Annotated in this window: 15 protein-coding genes; 9 read left to right on the forward strand and 6 right to left on the reverse strand. The window is 72.4% G+C overall.

Translation table 11 applies throughout. From position 1 onward, the window contains the following. Positions 1–937: 937 nt before the first annotated feature. From FB388_RS18100 to FB388_RS18115, 4 genes are read right to left on the reverse strand one after another with little or no spacing between them, the layout of a single operon-like run. Positions 938–2089 carry an acyl-CoA dehydrogenase family protein gene (locus FB388_RS18100; RefSeq protein WP_142103376.1) on the reverse strand — a complete coding sequence of 384 codons (1152 nt, stop codon included), beginning with the start codon at positions 2087–2089 and terminating at the stop codon, positions 938–940. Positions 2090–2099: 10 nt separating this feature from the next. Further along, the gene (locus FB388_RS18105) at positions 2100–3278 is read right to left on the reverse strand and encodes a CaiB/BaiF CoA transferase family protein (RefSeq protein WP_142103377.1); all 1179 of its coding nucleotides are present in this window, start codon (positions 3276–3278) and stop codon (positions 2100–2102) included. Next, a complete protein-coding gene (locus tag FB388_RS18110) occupies positions 3275–4138 on the reverse strand; it encodes an HTD2 family dehydratase (protein WP_142103378.1) in 864 nt (287 codons plus the stop codon). The genes FB388_RS18105 and FB388_RS18110 overlap by 4 nt, the downstream gene beginning before the upstream one ends. 28 nt (positions 4139–4166) lie before the next feature. Beyond that, positions 4167–6527 (reverse strand): bifunctional salicylyl-CoA 5-hydroxylase/oxidoreductase, encoded by a 2361-nt coding sequence (locus FB388_RS18115; RefSeq protein ID WP_142103379.1) that lies wholly within the window; start codon positions 6525–6527, stop codon positions 4167–4169. Between the two features lie 57 nt (positions 6528–6584). Between FB388_RS18115 and FB388_RS18120 the strand changes: the two genes are divergently transcribed. The 4 genes from FB388_RS18120 to FB388_RS18135 are packed head-to-tail and all read left to right on the forward strand — an operon-like array spanning position 6585 to position 9677. Continuing rightward, on the forward strand, positions 6585–7709 hold the full coding sequence (locus FB388_RS18120; RefSeq protein WP_142103380.1) for an acyl-CoA dehydrogenase family protein: 1125 nt from the start codon (positions 6585–6587) through the stop codon (positions 7707–7709). Further along, positions 7706–8533: an enoyl-CoA hydratase family protein gene (locus tag FB388_RS18125; protein WP_142103381.1), complete on the forward strand. Its 828-nt coding sequence runs from the start codon at positions 7706–7708 to the stop codon at positions 8531–8533. Before FB388_RS18120 ends, FB388_RS18125 begins: the two co-directional genes overlap by 4 nt. After that, positions 8533–9282 (forward strand): SDR family NAD(P)-dependent oxidoreductase, encoded by a 750-nt coding sequence (locus FB388_RS18130; protein ID WP_142103382.1) that lies wholly within the window; start codon positions 8533–8535, stop codon positions 9280–9282. The genes FB388_RS18125 and FB388_RS18130 overlap by 1 nt, the downstream gene beginning before the upstream one ends. Next, positions 9279–9677 (forward strand): RidA family protein, encoded by a 399-nt coding sequence (locus tag FB388_RS18135; protein ID WP_142103383.1) that lies wholly within the window; start codon positions 9279–9281, stop codon positions 9675–9677. The genes FB388_RS18130 and FB388_RS18135 overlap by 4 nt, the downstream gene beginning before the upstream one ends. A gap of 709 nt (positions 9678–10386) precedes the next feature. Here FB388_RS18135 and FB388_RS18140 read toward each other — a convergent pair. Then, complete coding sequence (locus FB388_RS18140) at positions 10387–11196, reverse strand: PaaX family transcriptional regulator (protein WP_142103384.1); 810 nt, start codon at positions 11194–11196, stop codon at positions 10387–10389. Between the two features lie 60 nt (positions 11197–11256). Between FB388_RS18140 and FB388_RS18145 the strand changes: the two genes are divergently transcribed. From FB388_RS18145 to FB388_RS18160, 4 genes are all read left to right on the forward strand, one after another. Continuing rightward, entirely contained in the window at positions 11257–12273 is a 1017-nt protein-coding gene (locus FB388_RS18145) for a glycoside hydrolase family 183 protein (protein ID WP_246122156.1), read from the forward strand. 101 nt (positions 12274–12374) lie between these two features. Then, positions 12375–12815 (forward strand): pyridoxamine 5'-phosphate oxidase family protein, encoded by a 441-nt coding sequence (locus FB388_RS18150; RefSeq protein WP_211362091.1) that lies wholly within the window; start codon positions 12375–12377, stop codon positions 12813–12815. A 25-nt stretch (positions 12816–12840) separates the two neighbouring features. Continuing rightward, positions 12841–13491, forward strand: coding sequence for a response regulator (locus FB388_RS18155; RefSeq protein ID WP_142103385.1), 651 nt, complete (start codon positions 12841–12843; stop codon positions 13489–13491). A 147-nt stretch (positions 13492–13638) separates the two neighbouring features. Then, the gene (locus FB388_RS18160) at positions 13639–14553 is read left to right on the forward strand and encodes a nitroreductase family protein (RefSeq protein WP_142103386.1); all 915 of its coding nucleotides are present in this window, start codon (positions 13639–13641) and stop codon (positions 14551–14553) included. Between the two features lie 6 nt (positions 14554–14559). Here the strand turns inward: FB388_RS18160 and FB388_RS18165 are convergent, their stop codons facing one another. Then, positions 14560–15168, reverse strand: coding sequence for an NAD(P)-dependent oxidoreductase (locus FB388_RS18165; RefSeq protein ID WP_142103387.1), 609 nt, complete (start codon positions 15166–15168; stop codon positions 14560–14562). A gap of 115 nt (positions 15169–15283) precedes the next feature. Between FB388_RS18165 and FB388_RS18170 the strand changes: the two genes are divergently transcribed. Further along, entirely contained in the window at positions 15284–15667 is a 384-nt protein-coding gene (locus tag FB388_RS18170; protein ID WP_211362306.1) for a winged helix-turn-helix transcriptional regulator, read from the forward strand. The last annotated feature ends 34 nt before the right edge of the window (positions 15668–15701 follow it).

The following is a 15701-nucleotide window of genomic DNA, read 5'->3' on the forward strand; positions in this document are numbered from 1 at the left end:
CGGGTCCGAGACCCAACGTCACGACGATCTGAGTGGGGCGGCGTGGACCGCGAGCGACGGGGCGGCGCCACCGTCCAGGGCCACCCCTCACCAGGCCCTTCCATGGCGCCGCGCCCATCCGGACCGCCCCTCACCAGGCCTTCGGTTGCCCACGCTCGTCCAGGTCGACCTCCACCAGGCCTTCAGTGGCGCCGCGCATCCTGTGGGGCCGCCCCTCACGCCTCAAGGGCGCTCCGCGTCGCTTCGCGAGCGCTTCGCGCCCCTTGACCCGCGAGCCTCTACGACCCCTGAAGGGCCCGCTTCGCGGGCAGGCCCACGGCCAGCCCCTTCGGCGCGCGGCGCCACCGAAGGCCGGTCTCACGTATCGGTCTGCCTCGGCGGCCGGTGATCGCCGCAAGCGGTGGGAGAGCGACGGATCTGACGTCCTCCAACCACTCCAGGCGATCATGCCCACCGTGATCACCGCAAGTGGTGCGGAAGCGACAGATCTGTCGCCCTCGCACCACTCCCAGCGATCAGCGTCACCCGAGGCGCCGGCAACCCGCCCGGATGGCGCTGACCAAGGGCTGATGGTCGCCGACGAAGATCAACCAGCGACCTTCTCCCCTTGATCAGCGGCCGGGGGCGGGAGAGCCAAGGGATATCAGTGACACCGGCCTCCTGGCGGCGCCGCGCACCAAGGAGGGCAGGCCCTCGGGCCGGCCCGCGAAGCTTGCCCTCAGGGGTCGCAGAGGCTCGCAGGTCAAGGGTCGCGAAGCGATCGCGAAGCGACGCGCAGCGCCCTTGAGCTGTGAGGGGCGGCCCCGCACAATGCGCGGCGCCGCCAGGAGGCCCCGGGAAAGGCACGCCTTGAGCCAGGAGACCTGACCCCATGACCCGGCGTGTCAGGCCACACAGTCGTCCTCCACCGCGGAACGCAGGGCACCTTCGGCACGCGCTACGCCCTCCCCAACCCACCCCGCTTCACCAGCTGGGCAGCGATGACGTTGCGCTGGATCTCGTTCGTGCCCTCGCCCACGATCATCAGCGGGGCGTCGCGGAAGTAGCGCTCGACGTCGTACTCGGTGGAGTAGCCGTAGCCGCCGTGGATGCGCACCGCGTTCAGCGCCACCTCCATCGCCACCTCGGAGGCGAACAGCTTCGCCATCCCGGCCTCCATGTCGCTGCGCTCGCCCGCCTCGAACCGCTCGGCGGCGTGCAGGATCAGCTGCCGGGCCGCGGTGATCTTGGTGGCCATGTCGGCGAGGTAGTTGCCGATCGACTGGTGCTGCCAGATCGGCTTGCCGAAGCTCTCCCGCTCCTGGGCGTAGCGCAGCGCGTCGTCGAAGGCGGCCTGCGCCACGCCGAGGGCCCGCGACGCCACCTGGATCCGGCCGGTCTCCAGGCCCTTCATCATCTGCGCGAACCCGCGGCCCTCCACCCCGCCCAGCAGCGCGTCGGTGGGGACTCGCATGTCGTCGAACACCAGCTCGCACGCTTCCACGCCCTTGTAGCCGAGCTTGGGCAGGTCCGGCGAGACGGTGAGCCCCGGCCCGTGCTCGACCAGCAGGATCGACACGCCCCGGTGCTTCGGCTCCGTGGTCGGGTCGGTCTTGCACAGGAGCGCGATCAGCTGCGATCGGCGCGCGTTGCTGATCCAGGTCTTCGCCCCGTTGACGACGTAGGAGTCGCCGTCGCGACGGGCGTTCGTCGTCATCGCCTGGAGGTCCGAACCGCCACCCGGCTCGGTGAGCGCCATCGTCGCCCGGATCTCGCCGGTGGCCATCCGCGGCAGGTAGCGGCCCTGCTGCTCCTCCGTGCCGTACGCGACGAGCAGCTTCGCGACGACCGTGTGCCCGCCCATCGCCCCCGCCAGGCTCATCCAGCCCCTGGCCAGCTCGGCGGTGACCAGCGCGTAGCAGGGCATGGACACCGCCACCTCGCCCCACGGCTCGGGCACGGCCAGGCCGTAGATCCCCAGCTCCTTCATCTGCTCGACGAGCTTCTCGGGGTAGGTGTTGGCGTGCTCCAGCTCGCGGACCACGGGCCGGACCTCGTGGTCGACGAACTCGCGCACGACCTCGACGATCGCCCGTTCCTCGGTGTTCATCGGGTTCCTCTCAGACGAGGCCGCGGTCGCGGAGGGAAGCGATCTCCCGGTCGCTGCGGCCGAGCTCGCGCAGGATCGCGTCGGTGTGGGCGCCGAGCGCGGGGACCGGGCCCATCACCGGGTCGACGCCTGCGATGTCGACCGGCGGGCGGAGCGCGCTGATCGTCCCGCCGGGCACGTCGACGGGCTGCCAGCGCTCGCGCGCCGCGAGCACCGGGTGGTCGAGGAAGTCTCGCACCTGGTTCAGCCGGGCGTTGGCGATCCCCGCCTTGTCGAGCAGGGCCGACGCCGCGTCCGTGTCCAGGTGCGCCAGCCTGGCCTCGACGAGCGCGTTCAGCTCGGCGCGGTGCTCGACCCGCGCCGAGTTGGTGACGAACCGCGGGTCGTCGGCGAGGTCCGGGTCTTCGAGCACGACGGCGCACAGCGAGCGCCACTCCCGGTCGTTCTGCAGCCCGAGGACGACGACGCCGTCGGCGGTGGCGACCGGCCCGTACGGCGCGATCGTGGCGTGGTCGGAGCCGGTCCGGGCGGGCTGGCGGCCGCCGTAGGCGGTGTAGTTGGCCGGGGATCCCATCCACTCAGCCAGTGCCTCGAACAGCGACACCTCCACGGCGGCGACCTCGCCGGTGGTGGCGCGCCGCAGCAGGGCCGTGAGGATCCCGGAGTAGGCGTACATGCCGGCGGCGATGTCGGCGATGGAGATGCCGACCCGTGCGGTGTGCTCGGACGTGCCGGTGAGCGCGAGCACGCCGGTCTCGGCCTGCACGAGCAGGTCGTAGGCCTTGCGGCCGGCCCACGGACCGTCCGTGCCCCACCCCGACACCGTGCAGGGGATGACGCGCGGGTGCGACCGAGCGAGGCTCGCCGCGTCGACGCCGAGCCGGCCGGCAGCACCCGGTCCGAGGTTCTGCACCAGCACGTCGGCCCGGTCCAGCAGCTCACCGAGCACCGCCCGGCCGTCCGCGGACTTCACGTCGAGCGTCAGCGACTCCTTCGAGCGGTTGAGCCACACGAAGTAGCTGGAGTTGCCGTGGACGGACTCGTCGTAGCCGCGGGCGAAGTCGCCGCCGTCGGGCCGCTCGATCTTGATGACCCGCGCTCCGAGGTCGGCGAGCTGGCGGGTGGCGAACGGGGCGGCCACCGCCTGCTCCAGGCTGACGACGGTGATCCCCTGCAGCGGCGGCGTCATTCGAGACCGACCTTCGCAGTGAGGGACGGGCCGGCGCCCCGGGCAGCGACCACGACGTCGACCTCCGATCCACGCACGCGCCCGGCGCCCACGATCCGCGCAGGGGCGAACGCGGGCCGGACCAGCCGGTACTCGAAGGACCGGACCGCACGGTCGGGCGCATGGCGGCGCGGGAGCTCCAGCGCGAGCAGCGCCAGCAGCGGGCCGTGCACCACGAGCCCCGGATAGCCCTCGTCCCGCGTGGCGTACGGCTGGTCGTAGTGGATGCGGTGCCCGTTGTAGGTCAGGGCGCTGAACCGGAACAGCAGCACCGGGTCGGTGTCGAGCTCCGCCCGCCACTCCCCCTCGGGATCCGCGCCCCCGGTCTCCGGCGGCGGGAGTCTGCGCGGCGGGGTACCCGGCGGCTCGGAGCGGTAGACGACGTCCTGCTCCTCGACCCCGACCGGCAAGCCGTCGACGAACAGCTCGTTCCGGACGGTCACGAACGCCATCTCGCCGGTGCGGCCGGTCTTCACCCGGACGTCGCTGACGCCTGCGCGGCTCGACAGCTCGCTGCCCAGCGGGATCGGAGCGTCCTGGCGGAGGCGGCCGCCGGCGAACATGCGGCGCCGCCCGGGGATGGGCGGGAGGAACGGCGCGTCGGCCGGGTGCCCGTCGGCGCCGGTGTTCGAGCCCGCGGGGTGGTCCAGGAGTACGAACCAGTGCCAGAGCGGCGGCAGCTGCGCGGGTCGCGGGGCGTCGAGGAGGTCCGCGAAGGCGTCGGCGAACCAGGGATCGACCCGTCTGGTCGTCTCGACCGGCCCGGGGCGCCAGCCCTCCAGCGCGGCGGTCAGCGACACCTGCGCGACATCGCGGCTCATACCCGCATCATGCGGGGTGATCCCCGCTTCAGCGCAAGGCGGACGCCGGCCGCCACCGCTGGTGCCCGTCCGACGCCGGCCGCCGGATGAGCTCCAGCCGCGGCTTCGGCCCGTCGCTGCGCCCGGTCTGGGGCTTGCGCCGCCCCGCCCGCCAGGGCGGGGGCCACGCCGCGCCCGGCCCGTCGTAGTCCTGCTCGACCGCGGCGTGCAGCGTCCAGTTCGGGTCGTAGAGGTGGGCGCGGCCCACGGCGCACAGGTCGGCGCGGCCGGACAGGATGATCGTGTTCACGTCGTCGGGCGACGAGATGACGCCCACCGCGATCGTGGGGACCTTCAGCACGTTGCGGATCGCGTCGGCGAACGGCGTCTGGTACGAGCGGCCGAAGGCCGGCCGCTCGTCCGGGGTGACCTGCCCGGTGGACACGTCGATGGCCGCGGCCCCCGCCTGCTCGAAGGCGCGCACGACGGCGAGGGTGTCGTCGAGGGTGATGCCGCCCTCCACCCAGTCGGTCGCGGAGATCCGGACGGTCATGGGCTTGTCCGCCGGCCACACCTCGCGCATCGCGGTGAAGACCTCGAGGGGGAACCGCAGCCGGTGCTCGATCGGCCCGCCGTACTCGTCGGTCCGGCGGTTGGTGACCGGCGACAGGAACGACGACAGCAGGTAGCCGTGCGCGCAGTGCAGCTCGACGAGGTCGAAGCCGGCGCGCGCACCCCGCTCCGTGGCGGCGACGAACTCGGCGACGATCGCGTCCATGCCCGCGCGGTCGAGTTCCTTGGGCACCTGGTTGACGCCTTCGCGGTAGGGGCGCGCCGACGGGCCGACGACGGGCCAGTTGCCCGACTCGAGGGGCTGGTCGATGCCCTCCCACATCAACTTCGTCGAACCCTTGGGGCCGGAGTGGCCGAGCTGCAGGCCGATCTTCGCCTGCGACGAGGAGTGGACGAACCCGGTGATGCGCCGCCAGGCCGCCGCCTGCTCGTCGGTCCAGATGCCCGTGCAGCCGGGCGTGATGCGGCCCTCCGGCGAGACGCACACCATCTCGGTCATGACCAGGCCTGCGCCGCCGAGCGCCTTGCCGCCGAGGTGGACCAGGTGGAAGTCGGTCGGCATGCCGTCCACGGCGACGTACATGTCCATCGGGGAGACGACGACGCGGTTGGCCAGCTCCAGCTCACCGAGGCGGAACGGGTGGAACATCGGCGGCCGCGGCTGCGCGCCGTCGGCGAACCAGGCGTCCACGCGGGCGACGAACTCGGGGTCGCGCAGCCGCAGGTTGTCGTAGGTGACCCGGCGGCTGCGGGTGAGGATGTTGAAGGCGAACTGCAGCGGCGGCTGGTGGACGTACTGCCCGAGGTTCTCGAACCACTCCAGGCTCGCCTGCGCGGCACGCTGGGTCGACTCGACGACCGGCTTGCGCTCGGCCTCGTAGGCGACGAGCGCCGTGGGGACGTCGGGGACCTCGTGCAGGCAGGCCGCGAGCGCCAGCGCGTCCTCCATGGCCAGCTTCGTGCCCGAGCCGATCGAGAAGTGGGCGGTGTGCGCGGCGTCGCCGAGCAGCACCACGTTGTCGTGGCACCAGCGCTCGTTGCGCACGGTGGTGAAGCTGATCCACTTGGAGTTGTTGGCGAGCACCCGCCCGCCGGCCAGGACGTCGGCGAAGATCTCGCTCACCGCCTCGACCGAGCGCACGTCGGACTCGCCGGGCACGAGGGCGAGCGCCGCCGACTCGTGGAAGCCGGCTCGGCGCCACACGTCGTCGTGCATCTCGACGATGAACGTGCTGCCGTTCGCGTCGAACGGGTAGCCGTGCATCTGCATGACGCCGTGCTCGGTCTCGCGGACGTCGAAGGTGAAGGCCTCGAAGACCGTGTCGGTGCCCAGCCACATGTAGCGGCAGCGGCGGACGTCGAGGCTCGGGCGGAAGTGGTCGGCGTACTCGGTGCGCACCGCCGAGTTGAGCCCGTCGCTCGCCACCACGAGGTCGTGATCACGCCGGAGCTGCTCCACTTCGGGCGCCTCGGTGGAGAAGCGCACGTCGACGCCGAGCTCCCGGCAGCGTTCCTGGAGTATCTCGAGCAGGCGCTTGCGGCCCATCGCGGCGAAGCCGTGGCCACCGCTGGTGATCGTCTGCCCGCGGAAGTGGACGTCGATGTCGTCCCAGCGCGCGAACTCCCGCTCCATCGCCGCGTGCACCACCGGGTCGGCGTGCTCGATGCCGCCCAGCGTCTCGTCGGAGAACACGACGCCGAAGCCGAACGTGTCGTCGGCGGCGTTGCGCTCCCACACGGTGATCTCGTGGTCGACCCCCTGCACGGAGCCGAGCTGCTTGGCCAGCGCCGCGAAGTACAGGCCGCCGGGGCCTCCACCGATGACTGCGATGCGCACGATCGCCAGTATATTGTTTATTTGACGGCCGTTGTCAATACGACATACGATGCCGGGATGGAGCAGGTCGCCTACACCGCTCGCGTCCGCACGCTCGCGACCGAGCACCTCGTCCCGCTCGCCCGCGACGACGGCCGGGTCAACCGCCCGCTCGTGTCCGCGATGGGCGAGCTGGGACTGCTCAGGGACCTGTACGGCGGCCGACCCGACGAACCGCCCCGTGACGCCGCGGCGATGCAGCTGTGCCTGCTGCGGGAGACCATCGCCGCGGTCTCCCCCGAGGCCGAGACCGCGCTCGCCCTGCAGGGGCTGGGCAGCTACCCGATCCTGCAGTCGGGCACGGCCGCCGCCGTCGACCGCTGGATCCCGGGGGTGGTGAAGGGCGACGTCGTCGCGGCCTTCGCGCTCACGGAGCCGGGCGCCGGGTCCGACGCCGCTGCGCTGTCGCTGCGCGCCGAGCCCGACGGTGACGGCTGGCGACTCACCGGGGAGAAGCTCTGGATCTCCAACGCCCCCGACGCCGACGTCTACACCGTGTTCGCCCGCACCTCGGATGCCGGAGCGCGGGGCGTCACCGCCTTCGCCGTGGCAGGCGACTCCCCCGGCCTGTCCGGCGAGCACCTCGACATGCTCTCGCCGCACCCGATCGGCCGCCTCACCTTCGACGGTGTGCGGGTCGACCGGGACGACGTGCTCGGCGAGGTCGACGCCGGGTTCCGCGTCGCCATGCGCACGCTCGACCTGTTCCGGCCCAGCGTCGGCGCGTTCGCGGTGGGGATGGCGCAGGCCGCGCTCGACGCCACCGTCGCGCACGTCACCACCCGCGAGGCGTACGGCGGGCCGCTGTCGGCCCAGCAGGCGGTGGCCCACGCGATCGCCGACATGGCCACCGACCTCGAGGCCGCGCGCCTGCTCGTCCACGCCGCCGCCCGCGCCTACGACGCGGGCGCCGACCGCAGCACCGTCACCCGGTCCGCGGCGATGGCCAAGCTGTTCGCCACCGAGGCGGCGGGACGCATCGTCGACCGCTGCGTGCAGCTGCACGGCGCCCGGGCGCTGCAGCGTGGACACCTGCTCGAACACCTCTACCGTGACGTCCGGGCGCCCCGCATCTACGAAGGCGCCACCGAGGTGCAGCGCACGATCATCGCCCGCGAGATCCTCAGGAGGGCCGACCGGTGAGCCGCTTCCGCGCCTCGGCGCCGCTGACCACGGACTGGTCCCACTTCGACTTCACCATCGACGGGCCGGTCGCCACGGTCACCCTCAACCGCCCGGAGAAGCTCAACCCGCTCACGTTCGAGTCGTACTCCGACCTGCGCGACCTGCTGGCCGAGCTGCCCCACCGCGACGGCGTCAAGGTGCTGGTGATCCAGGGCGAGGGCCGCGGCTTCTGCGGCGGCGGCGACGTCAACGAGATCATCGGTGAGCTGCTGAAGATGCGGGCGGCCGACCTGATGCGCTTCACGAAGATGACCGGCGACGTCATCCGGGCGATGCGCGAGTGCCCGGTCCCGATCATCGTGAAGATCCAGGGCATCGCCGCGGGTGCCGGCGCGGTGATCGCCCTCGCCGCGGACTTCCGGATCGTCGGCACCTCCGGGCGGTTCGCGTTCCTGTTCACCAAGGTCGGGCTCTCCGGTGGCGACATGGGCGCGGCCTACCTGCTCCCCCGCGTGGTCGGGCTCGGGCGGGCCACGCAGCTGCTCATGCTCGGCGACACGATCGACGCCACTACCGCCGACCGGTACGGGCTCGTGTCGGAGCTGGTTCCGGACGAGGAGCTCGACGACGCCGTGGCCGCCCTCGCGGCCCGGCTCGCGTCCGGCCCGACGCTCGCGTTCGCGCAGACGAAGTCGCTGCTGACCCGCGAGCTCGACATGCCGCTCTCGGCGGCGATCGAGCTCGACGCGATGACCCAGGCGCTGCTCATGACCACCGACGACCACGCCGAGTTCCACGCGGCGTTCAACGCCAGGCGCAAGCCGGAGTGGAAGGGCCGGTAGTGGCGGTCGCGATCGTCACGGGCGCGGGGCAGGGCATCGGCCTGGCCACGGCGCGGCGGCTCTCCGAGGCCGGCTACCGCACGGTCCTCGTCGGCCGCGACGCCGCCAAGCTCGACGAGGCGGCCGCTGCGATCAGCGGCCCGACGATGAGCGTCGCGGCCGACCTCACCGTGCCCGAGCAGGTCGAGGCGCTCTTCACCACCGTCGAGGAGGCGTGGGGGTGGGCGGAGGTGCTCGTCGCGAGCGCCGGCGCCTCCCTCGCCGCGCCGATCACGCAGACCACCGACGAGCAGTGGCAGCAGATGATCGACTCGAACCTGACCGCGCCCTTCCGGTGCATCCGCCGCGCGCTCCCCCCGATGCTCGAGGCGCGCCGCGGCCGCATCGTCGTGATCGCGTCCGTGGTCGCGAAGCGCGGCGAGCGCCAGGTCGGCGCGTACACGGCCAGCAAGCACGGCGTGCTCGGGCTGGTCCGCGCCGTGGCCGACGAGGTGGCCCGGGACGGGGTAACCGCCAACGCCGTGTGCCCCGGCTACGTCGACACACCCATGACCGACGCGACCGTGGCCGCCATCGCCGACCGGATGGGCATCTCCACGGACGACGCCAGGACCGCGCTCGAACGGCGGCAGCCGATCCACCGCCTGGTCCAGCCCGACGAGGTCGCCGCCGCCGTACTCTCCTGCGTGCAGAACGGTGCGATCAACGGACAGGGCATCAACGTGGACGGAGGTGCTGTTCAGTCATGACGTTCGAGCGCATCAACCCGCCGCTCCTCGCCGCGCCGCGCGGGTTCAGCCACGCCGTCGCCACCGACCGGCCCCGCACCGTCTACCTCGCCGGACAGACCGCGATCGACCGGTCGGGGGCGATCGTCGGGGACGACATCGTCACGCAGTTCGAACAGGCCCTGCTCAACCTCCTGCTGGCACTGAGGGCCGCCGGCGGCTCCGGCGACGACCTCGCCACCGTCACGATCTACATCGTCGACATGGACGGCTACCTCGCCAACCGGCGCGAGATCGGGAAGATCTGGCGGCGCCTCGTCGGCACCGAGTACCCGGCCATGGCCGGCATCGGGGTCGCCCGGCTCTGGGACGAGGCGGCGCTCGTCGAGATCCAGGGTGTCGCCGTTCTCGAGTAGCACTGTCATGATCAACAGGCTGTCACCGGGCCCGCCCGGTGGTGGTCCCGACCATGATCCGCTGTATCGGTTGCCCATGGCTGTGGCGGCAGCCATGGACAACCGCTACTCGCGATCTTGCCGTTCATGTGTCGATCAGTTCCCGTCGGATCGACCTGGTCAGGAAACCGCCGGTGGGCGCGCCGTTCCCGGCTCGGGCCTCCCGGCGCTCCCCCGTAGCCAGCCTCTCGCGTCTTCCCCCGGATCCCGTCGATCCCTTCGGCTGTGGGGGTGGCTGGGTTGGGTCAACTACCGAATTCTGTGGTTGCGTGGACGGGCGTCCCCGACTTGAGGGCACGGCGGTCAGGGACGAGACCACCGCGGTCGGGTGCCACGCAACCTGCGGTGGTCCCGACCCTCATCTCCAGCCAGTTCCCGCATGGTCAGGCACGACCAACCCAGGGGCCAGGCGCCCGCCCGAAGGGCCTGATCAGCAGGAATGGGACATCAGCTGCACGGGTGCAGCTCATGTGGGGCCGCGAGGCCCGAGCCGGGGACGGCGCGCCCACCGGAACGGTCGCACCACAACGGCACCACCACGGCACCTGATTGCGTTCCGCGGAACGCACCCACAGCCATGATCGGCGGTCGGCACGAACCTCCTTCTGCAGATCAAGGGCAAAGGGTCGTCAGTCGATCTTCAACCGCGACCATCCGCCCTTGATCGCTGCTAGCCGTGGATCGCGGTCAGCGCGTGCTCGCGCGCCGGGGCCCGCAGGAGCGCGTCGAGGTCGCCGAACAGGTCCGCCGCGCGGCCCCCGTTCCAGCCCGCGGGCAGCAGGTCGAGCGGAAGGCCCGGGTCGAGGTAGGGCAGGCGCCGCCAGACCGTCAGCATCGGGACGTAGATCTCGAACGCGGTGCGGGGGGCGTTCTCGGAGCGCTTCCAGCGGGCCTGCGCGTCGGAGAACTGGGCGAGGAACTCCGCGTAGTGGGCGTTGATGCCGTCGAGGTCCCACCAGCGCGCCACCTGCTCGGGGAGCGCGCTGAATCCCTCGTGGTGGGCGGTGAACAGGTCGACGTATGAGGAGAGCCCGCGTCGCCGCAGCGTGCTGCCGACCTCGTCCCGCAGATGGCCGGGTGCGACCCAGACGCCGGGCGCGGCCGTGCCGAACCCCAGGTCCGAGAGGGTGGTGCGCAGCGTGTGGCGCTTCTCCCGCTCCGACTCCGGGATGGAGAACACCACGAGCACGAATCCGTCCGATGCGGCGGCCTGCCGCCGGCCGAAGATCCGGGTGTCGCCCTCGCGGAGCACCTCGAGCGCGCTCTCCGAGAGCGCGTAACCGGCGGCTCGGTCCGACTTCATCGACACGAGCACGCCGCGCCGCTTGAGCCGCGAGATCGACGACCGGACGCCGGCGGAGTCGACGCCGAGGTCCCCCATCAGCCGCACCACGGAACCGACGGACATCCAGTTGTGCTCGTCGCGCGCGTACAGCCCGTACAGCGTCAGGATCAGACGGCGCGGGGCGAGCTCTGCCATGGCGGTCACTCTAGGCAGACGAACACCTCAGGTGTGGGCAGGACCAGGCAAGATGGTGGTGTGACGGTGCGGCTCGCCACCAAGATCGCCGATCTCACCGGGCCCGGCATCACCGACCGGTTCGGCGTCGGCGGTACCGACCTGGGCACCACGACGACCGCGCCGCAGGGGCACCTGGTGTCGGTGTTCGGGGACACGTTCCGGCAGGCCGGCGTCGGTGGGCCCGGCTGGCGGTCCCCCGTCGTGCTCTTCGGCGAGGCGGCGAGCGTCCCGAGGGGGCTGCGCTGGACCGGTGCTGCCGGGCGCCCCGGCGCCGCCCGCCAGGTGGTGCGCTACATCCACCACGGTTGGCGCCGCCACGGGCTGCGGCTACGGCGCGTCACGACCGTCCTCCCCACCGACGTGATCACGGTGGGGGACGACATGTACCTGCACGTGATGGTGTGCCGCGAGCTGGGGAACGTGCGCTGGACGGAGCTGCACCGCTCCCGCGACGGCGGCCGCACGTGGCGGCCCACCGGCACCCGCTGGCCCGCCGACCTCCACGGCGGGCTCTTCCAGATGCTCACGTGGGAGCGCGGCACCGACGGCTGGGTGTACGCCATGACCACGGGATTCCAGCGGGAACACGGCCTGCTCCTGCACCGGGTGCCCGAGCCGGAGCTGACCGACCCGGACGCCTGGCAGACCTGGGGCATCGCCGACGACCGCTGGGGCTGGGGGAACCCGCCCACCGTCGTGCTGCCCGGCCGGTTCGGGGAGCTGTCGCTGCGCCGGGTACCCGAGGGTCGCTGGCTGCTCTCGGCGTTCGACGCCGGCCGCTACTGCATCGACGTCCGGGTGCTGGACGGGCCGACCGCCGACCTGCACCGCGCGCCACTGGCCACCGTGCTGCGCGGCTGCGACTGGGGCCACGAGGACCACACGTGCGGGCACGTCGCGCAGCTCTACGGCGGGTACGTGCTGCCCGGCTCGACGCTGGAGGAGCTGCACCTCGTCGTGAGCCAGTGGAACACCGCGACGGGCTGGCCGTACCGGGCGATGCAGTTCCGCGCCGACGTCTCCGAACTGCCCTGAGCGCCCGGGATCATCGCCGGGACGGAGGGGACTTTCGGCCCTGTCGGAACAGTCGGGGCGGGCGGATCGTCGATGGCTGCGCATCGAACGGGGGACAGCCTGTGACAGCCGCAGCGGACGGAGCGGCGGTCGTCGAGCTGGTCGAGCTCGACGAGGCCGAGTGCCTCCGTCTGCTCGCCGGTCACGAGATCGGGCGGGTCGTGTTCACCGAGGCGGCCCTCCCGGCCGCCCAGCCCGTCACCTACCTCCTCGACGAGGAGGAGATCGTCTTCCGGACCGCCGGCGGCAGCAAGCTGGCCGTCGCCACCCGGAACGCGGTGGTGGCGTTCCAGGTGGACCGCATCGATCCCGACACGCGGACCGGGTGGACGGTGCTCGGCGTCGGCCAGGCCTACGAGGTGGTCGTGCCTGAGCGGCTGGCCGACCTCGCCGAGCGGATTCCGGCTCCTTGGGCCCACCAGAGCACCGCGCACACGATCGCCATCCCCCTGCAGCGGCTCAGCGGGCGCAGACTGCTCGTCGTACCGAGCCGAGACGGCTGACCACCACCGCGGACGAGGAGACGACGTGCCCATCACCGTGTTCCTGCTGGACGACCACGAGATCGTCCGCAGGGGTATCGCGCAGCTCCTCGAGGCTGCAGGCGACATCACGGTCGTCGGCGAGGCCGCCACGGCGGCTCAGGCCGTCGCCCGCATCCCCGCGCTCCGGCCCGACGTCGCGATCCTCGACGTCCGGCTCCCCGACGGCGACGGGGTGAGCGTCTGCCGGGACATCCGCTCGGCCGTGTCCCCGCCGCCCGCCTGCCTCATGCTCACGTCGTACTCCGACGACGAGGCGCTCTTCGGCGCGATCATGGCGGGCGCCGCGGGCTACCTCCTGAAGCAGGTCACCGGCGTCGACCTCGTCGGCGCCGTGCGCACCATCGCCGAGGGCGGCTCCCTGCTCGACCCGAGGGCCACCGCGGTGGTGCTCGAACGCCTCCGCAAGGGCGACGAGCCCTCCGATCCGCGCTACGCCTCCCTCAGCCCCCAGGAGCGGCGCATCCTCAGCCTGATCGCGGACGGCCTCACCAACCGCCAGATCGGCGCCGAGCTCTTCCTCGCCGAGAAGACCGTCAAGAACTACGTCTCCTCCCTGCTGCACAAGCTCGGGTTCACCCGCCGCACCGAGGCCGCCGTCTACGCCGCCGGCCTGCGCAAGGAGAACGGCGGCTGAGTCGGGGGTCCCGGTCCGGACGGGCCGAGGGACCCTCCCGGCGCGGGACCACCGGCCGCTGCTGCCCGACGCCGGCCGGCGGCAGGCTTGCGGGTGTCGGGAAAGCGCTGCCCCGCGCGCCCCGCCCGTCCCCGACGAGGAGCAGCGATGACCACCACCAACAACCGCATCGACCAGCGCACCGTGCGAAGCGCGCTCGCGCTCGCCGCCGCCGCGCCCTCGGTGCACAACAGCCAGCCGTGGCGCTGGGTGGTCGGTCCGCACGCGGTCCACCTCTACGCGGACCTCTCGCGATGGCTACCCACCACCGACGCACAGGCCCGCGACCTGATCGTGAGCTGCGGGGCCGCGCTGCACCACGCGCGCGTGGCGCTCGCGGCCGTGGGACTCGCCAGCTCGGCCCACCGCATGCCGAACCCCGACGAGCCGAAGCACCTGGCCGCCCTGCAGCTGCACCCCCGCCTCGCCGACGACACCGACCTCGCCCTCGCCGCCGCCATCCTGCGCAGGCGAACCGACCGCCGCCGCTACACCGGCTGGGAGGTGCCCGCCACGTTCATCGACGACCTGGGCGAGCGCGCCGCCGCGCAGGGCGCCCTGCTCCGGCCCGTGACGGAAGCCCGGGCCCGCGAGCGGCTGGCCGACGTCATCCGGGACACGGCCGAGGTCCAGGAGGCGAGCGTCTCCTACCTGGCCGCGAGCGGTGGCGGGACGACCCGGCGGTTCGGCGACGGCCTGATCGAGCAGCCGTCGGACGGAGAACCCGATGGCGCCCTCCTGGCGGTGCTGGCCACCGGATCCGACGACTCCCTCTCCCAGCTCCGGGCCGGTGAGGCGCTCAGCGCGGTGCTGCTGCACGCCACCGAGCTCGGCCTCGCGACATGCCCGCTCAGCCGGCCCTTCGAGATCGCTTCGAGGAGGCGGGAGGTCCGGGACGACGTGCTCGGTGGCACCGCGGTCCCGCAGCTCGTGCTCCGCATCGGCTGGGCGCCACTCGGCACCCCGTTGCGCCCCACCCCGCGCCGCCCGATCGACGACATGATCGAGCAGCTGCCGATGTGAGTGTCCTCAGTTCGCCACCGTGAACCGCGTGCGGCGGTGGGTGGGCTGCTCGATCTCGTCGAGCAGCGCCACCGCGAAGTCCTCGGCGGAGATCGCCTCGCCCACCGGGTGGTCGGTGCCGACCTGGTAGGAGCCGGTGCGCTCACCCGGTGCGATCTGCGGGGCCGGCGACACGAACGTCCAGTCGACGCCGTCGCCGAGCCCGCGGAGGTGGTCGAGCGCCTCGGCGACGACGAGCGCCTCCGGGCGGTAGATCTCGGGGAAGTGCGGAAGGTCGACCAGCCGCGTTCCGTCCACGAGCAGCGAGCCTGCGCCGCCGACGACGACCAGCCGCGCGTCGCCGAGCGTCTCGACCAGGTTGCGCACCTGCGCGAGGTACTCGCGTGGATCGCCACCGGTGCGGCTCGGACCGATCGCCGACACGACGACGTCCGCCTCGCCCGCGACGCGCTTGGCGAAGGCGGTGTCGCCCGCGTCGCCCTGCACCGCGATGACGCCGGCCGGTACCTCACCGCCGGACCGCGCGATGCCGGTGACCTCGTGCCCCCGCTCCACCGCCTCGGCCGCCACTCGCCTGCCGATCATTCCCGTCGCGCCGTAAACCGCGATCCTCATCCTCGTCCCTTCCCTTCGTCGTGGTCGCGGCCAAGCTATCCATCGGTTACCGAGTACTTCAACGTGCTATAAGTACCTCGTGGTTACCAATGCGTTGCCGCAGCTCGTCGACCGCCTGCGTGCCGAGCGGACCGACGCCTACGAAGGCGACCTGTTCGACCCGGACTGCCCCACGCGGCTGGTGCTCGACCGGATAGGCGACAAGTGGACGGTGCTCGTCGTCCTCCTGCTGAGCGACGGTCCGAGGCGGTTCACCGACCTGCGCGGCCACATCGGTCGCGTCGCACCCAAGGTGCTCACCCAGACCCTCCGCCGGATGGAACGCGACGGCCTGGTCACCCGCGAGGTCTTCGCTGAGGTCCCGCCACGGGTCGAGTACACCCTCACCGACCTGGGCCGCTCGCTGATCGAGCCGATCGCCGTCATCGGCGACTGGGCGGAGGTCCACGTCCACCGGATCACCGCCGCGCAGGCCGCCTACGACGCACGGGACACGTAGCGCAGGACGTGCGACCCTCCCGAGAGCGACCGGT

Origin of the sequence: Pseudonocardia cypriaca (genome assembly GCF_006717045.1) — a bacterium.
Lineage (GTDB): Bacteria > Actinomycetota > Actinomycetes > Mycobacteriales > Pseudonocardiaceae > Pseudonocardia > Pseudonocardia cypriaca.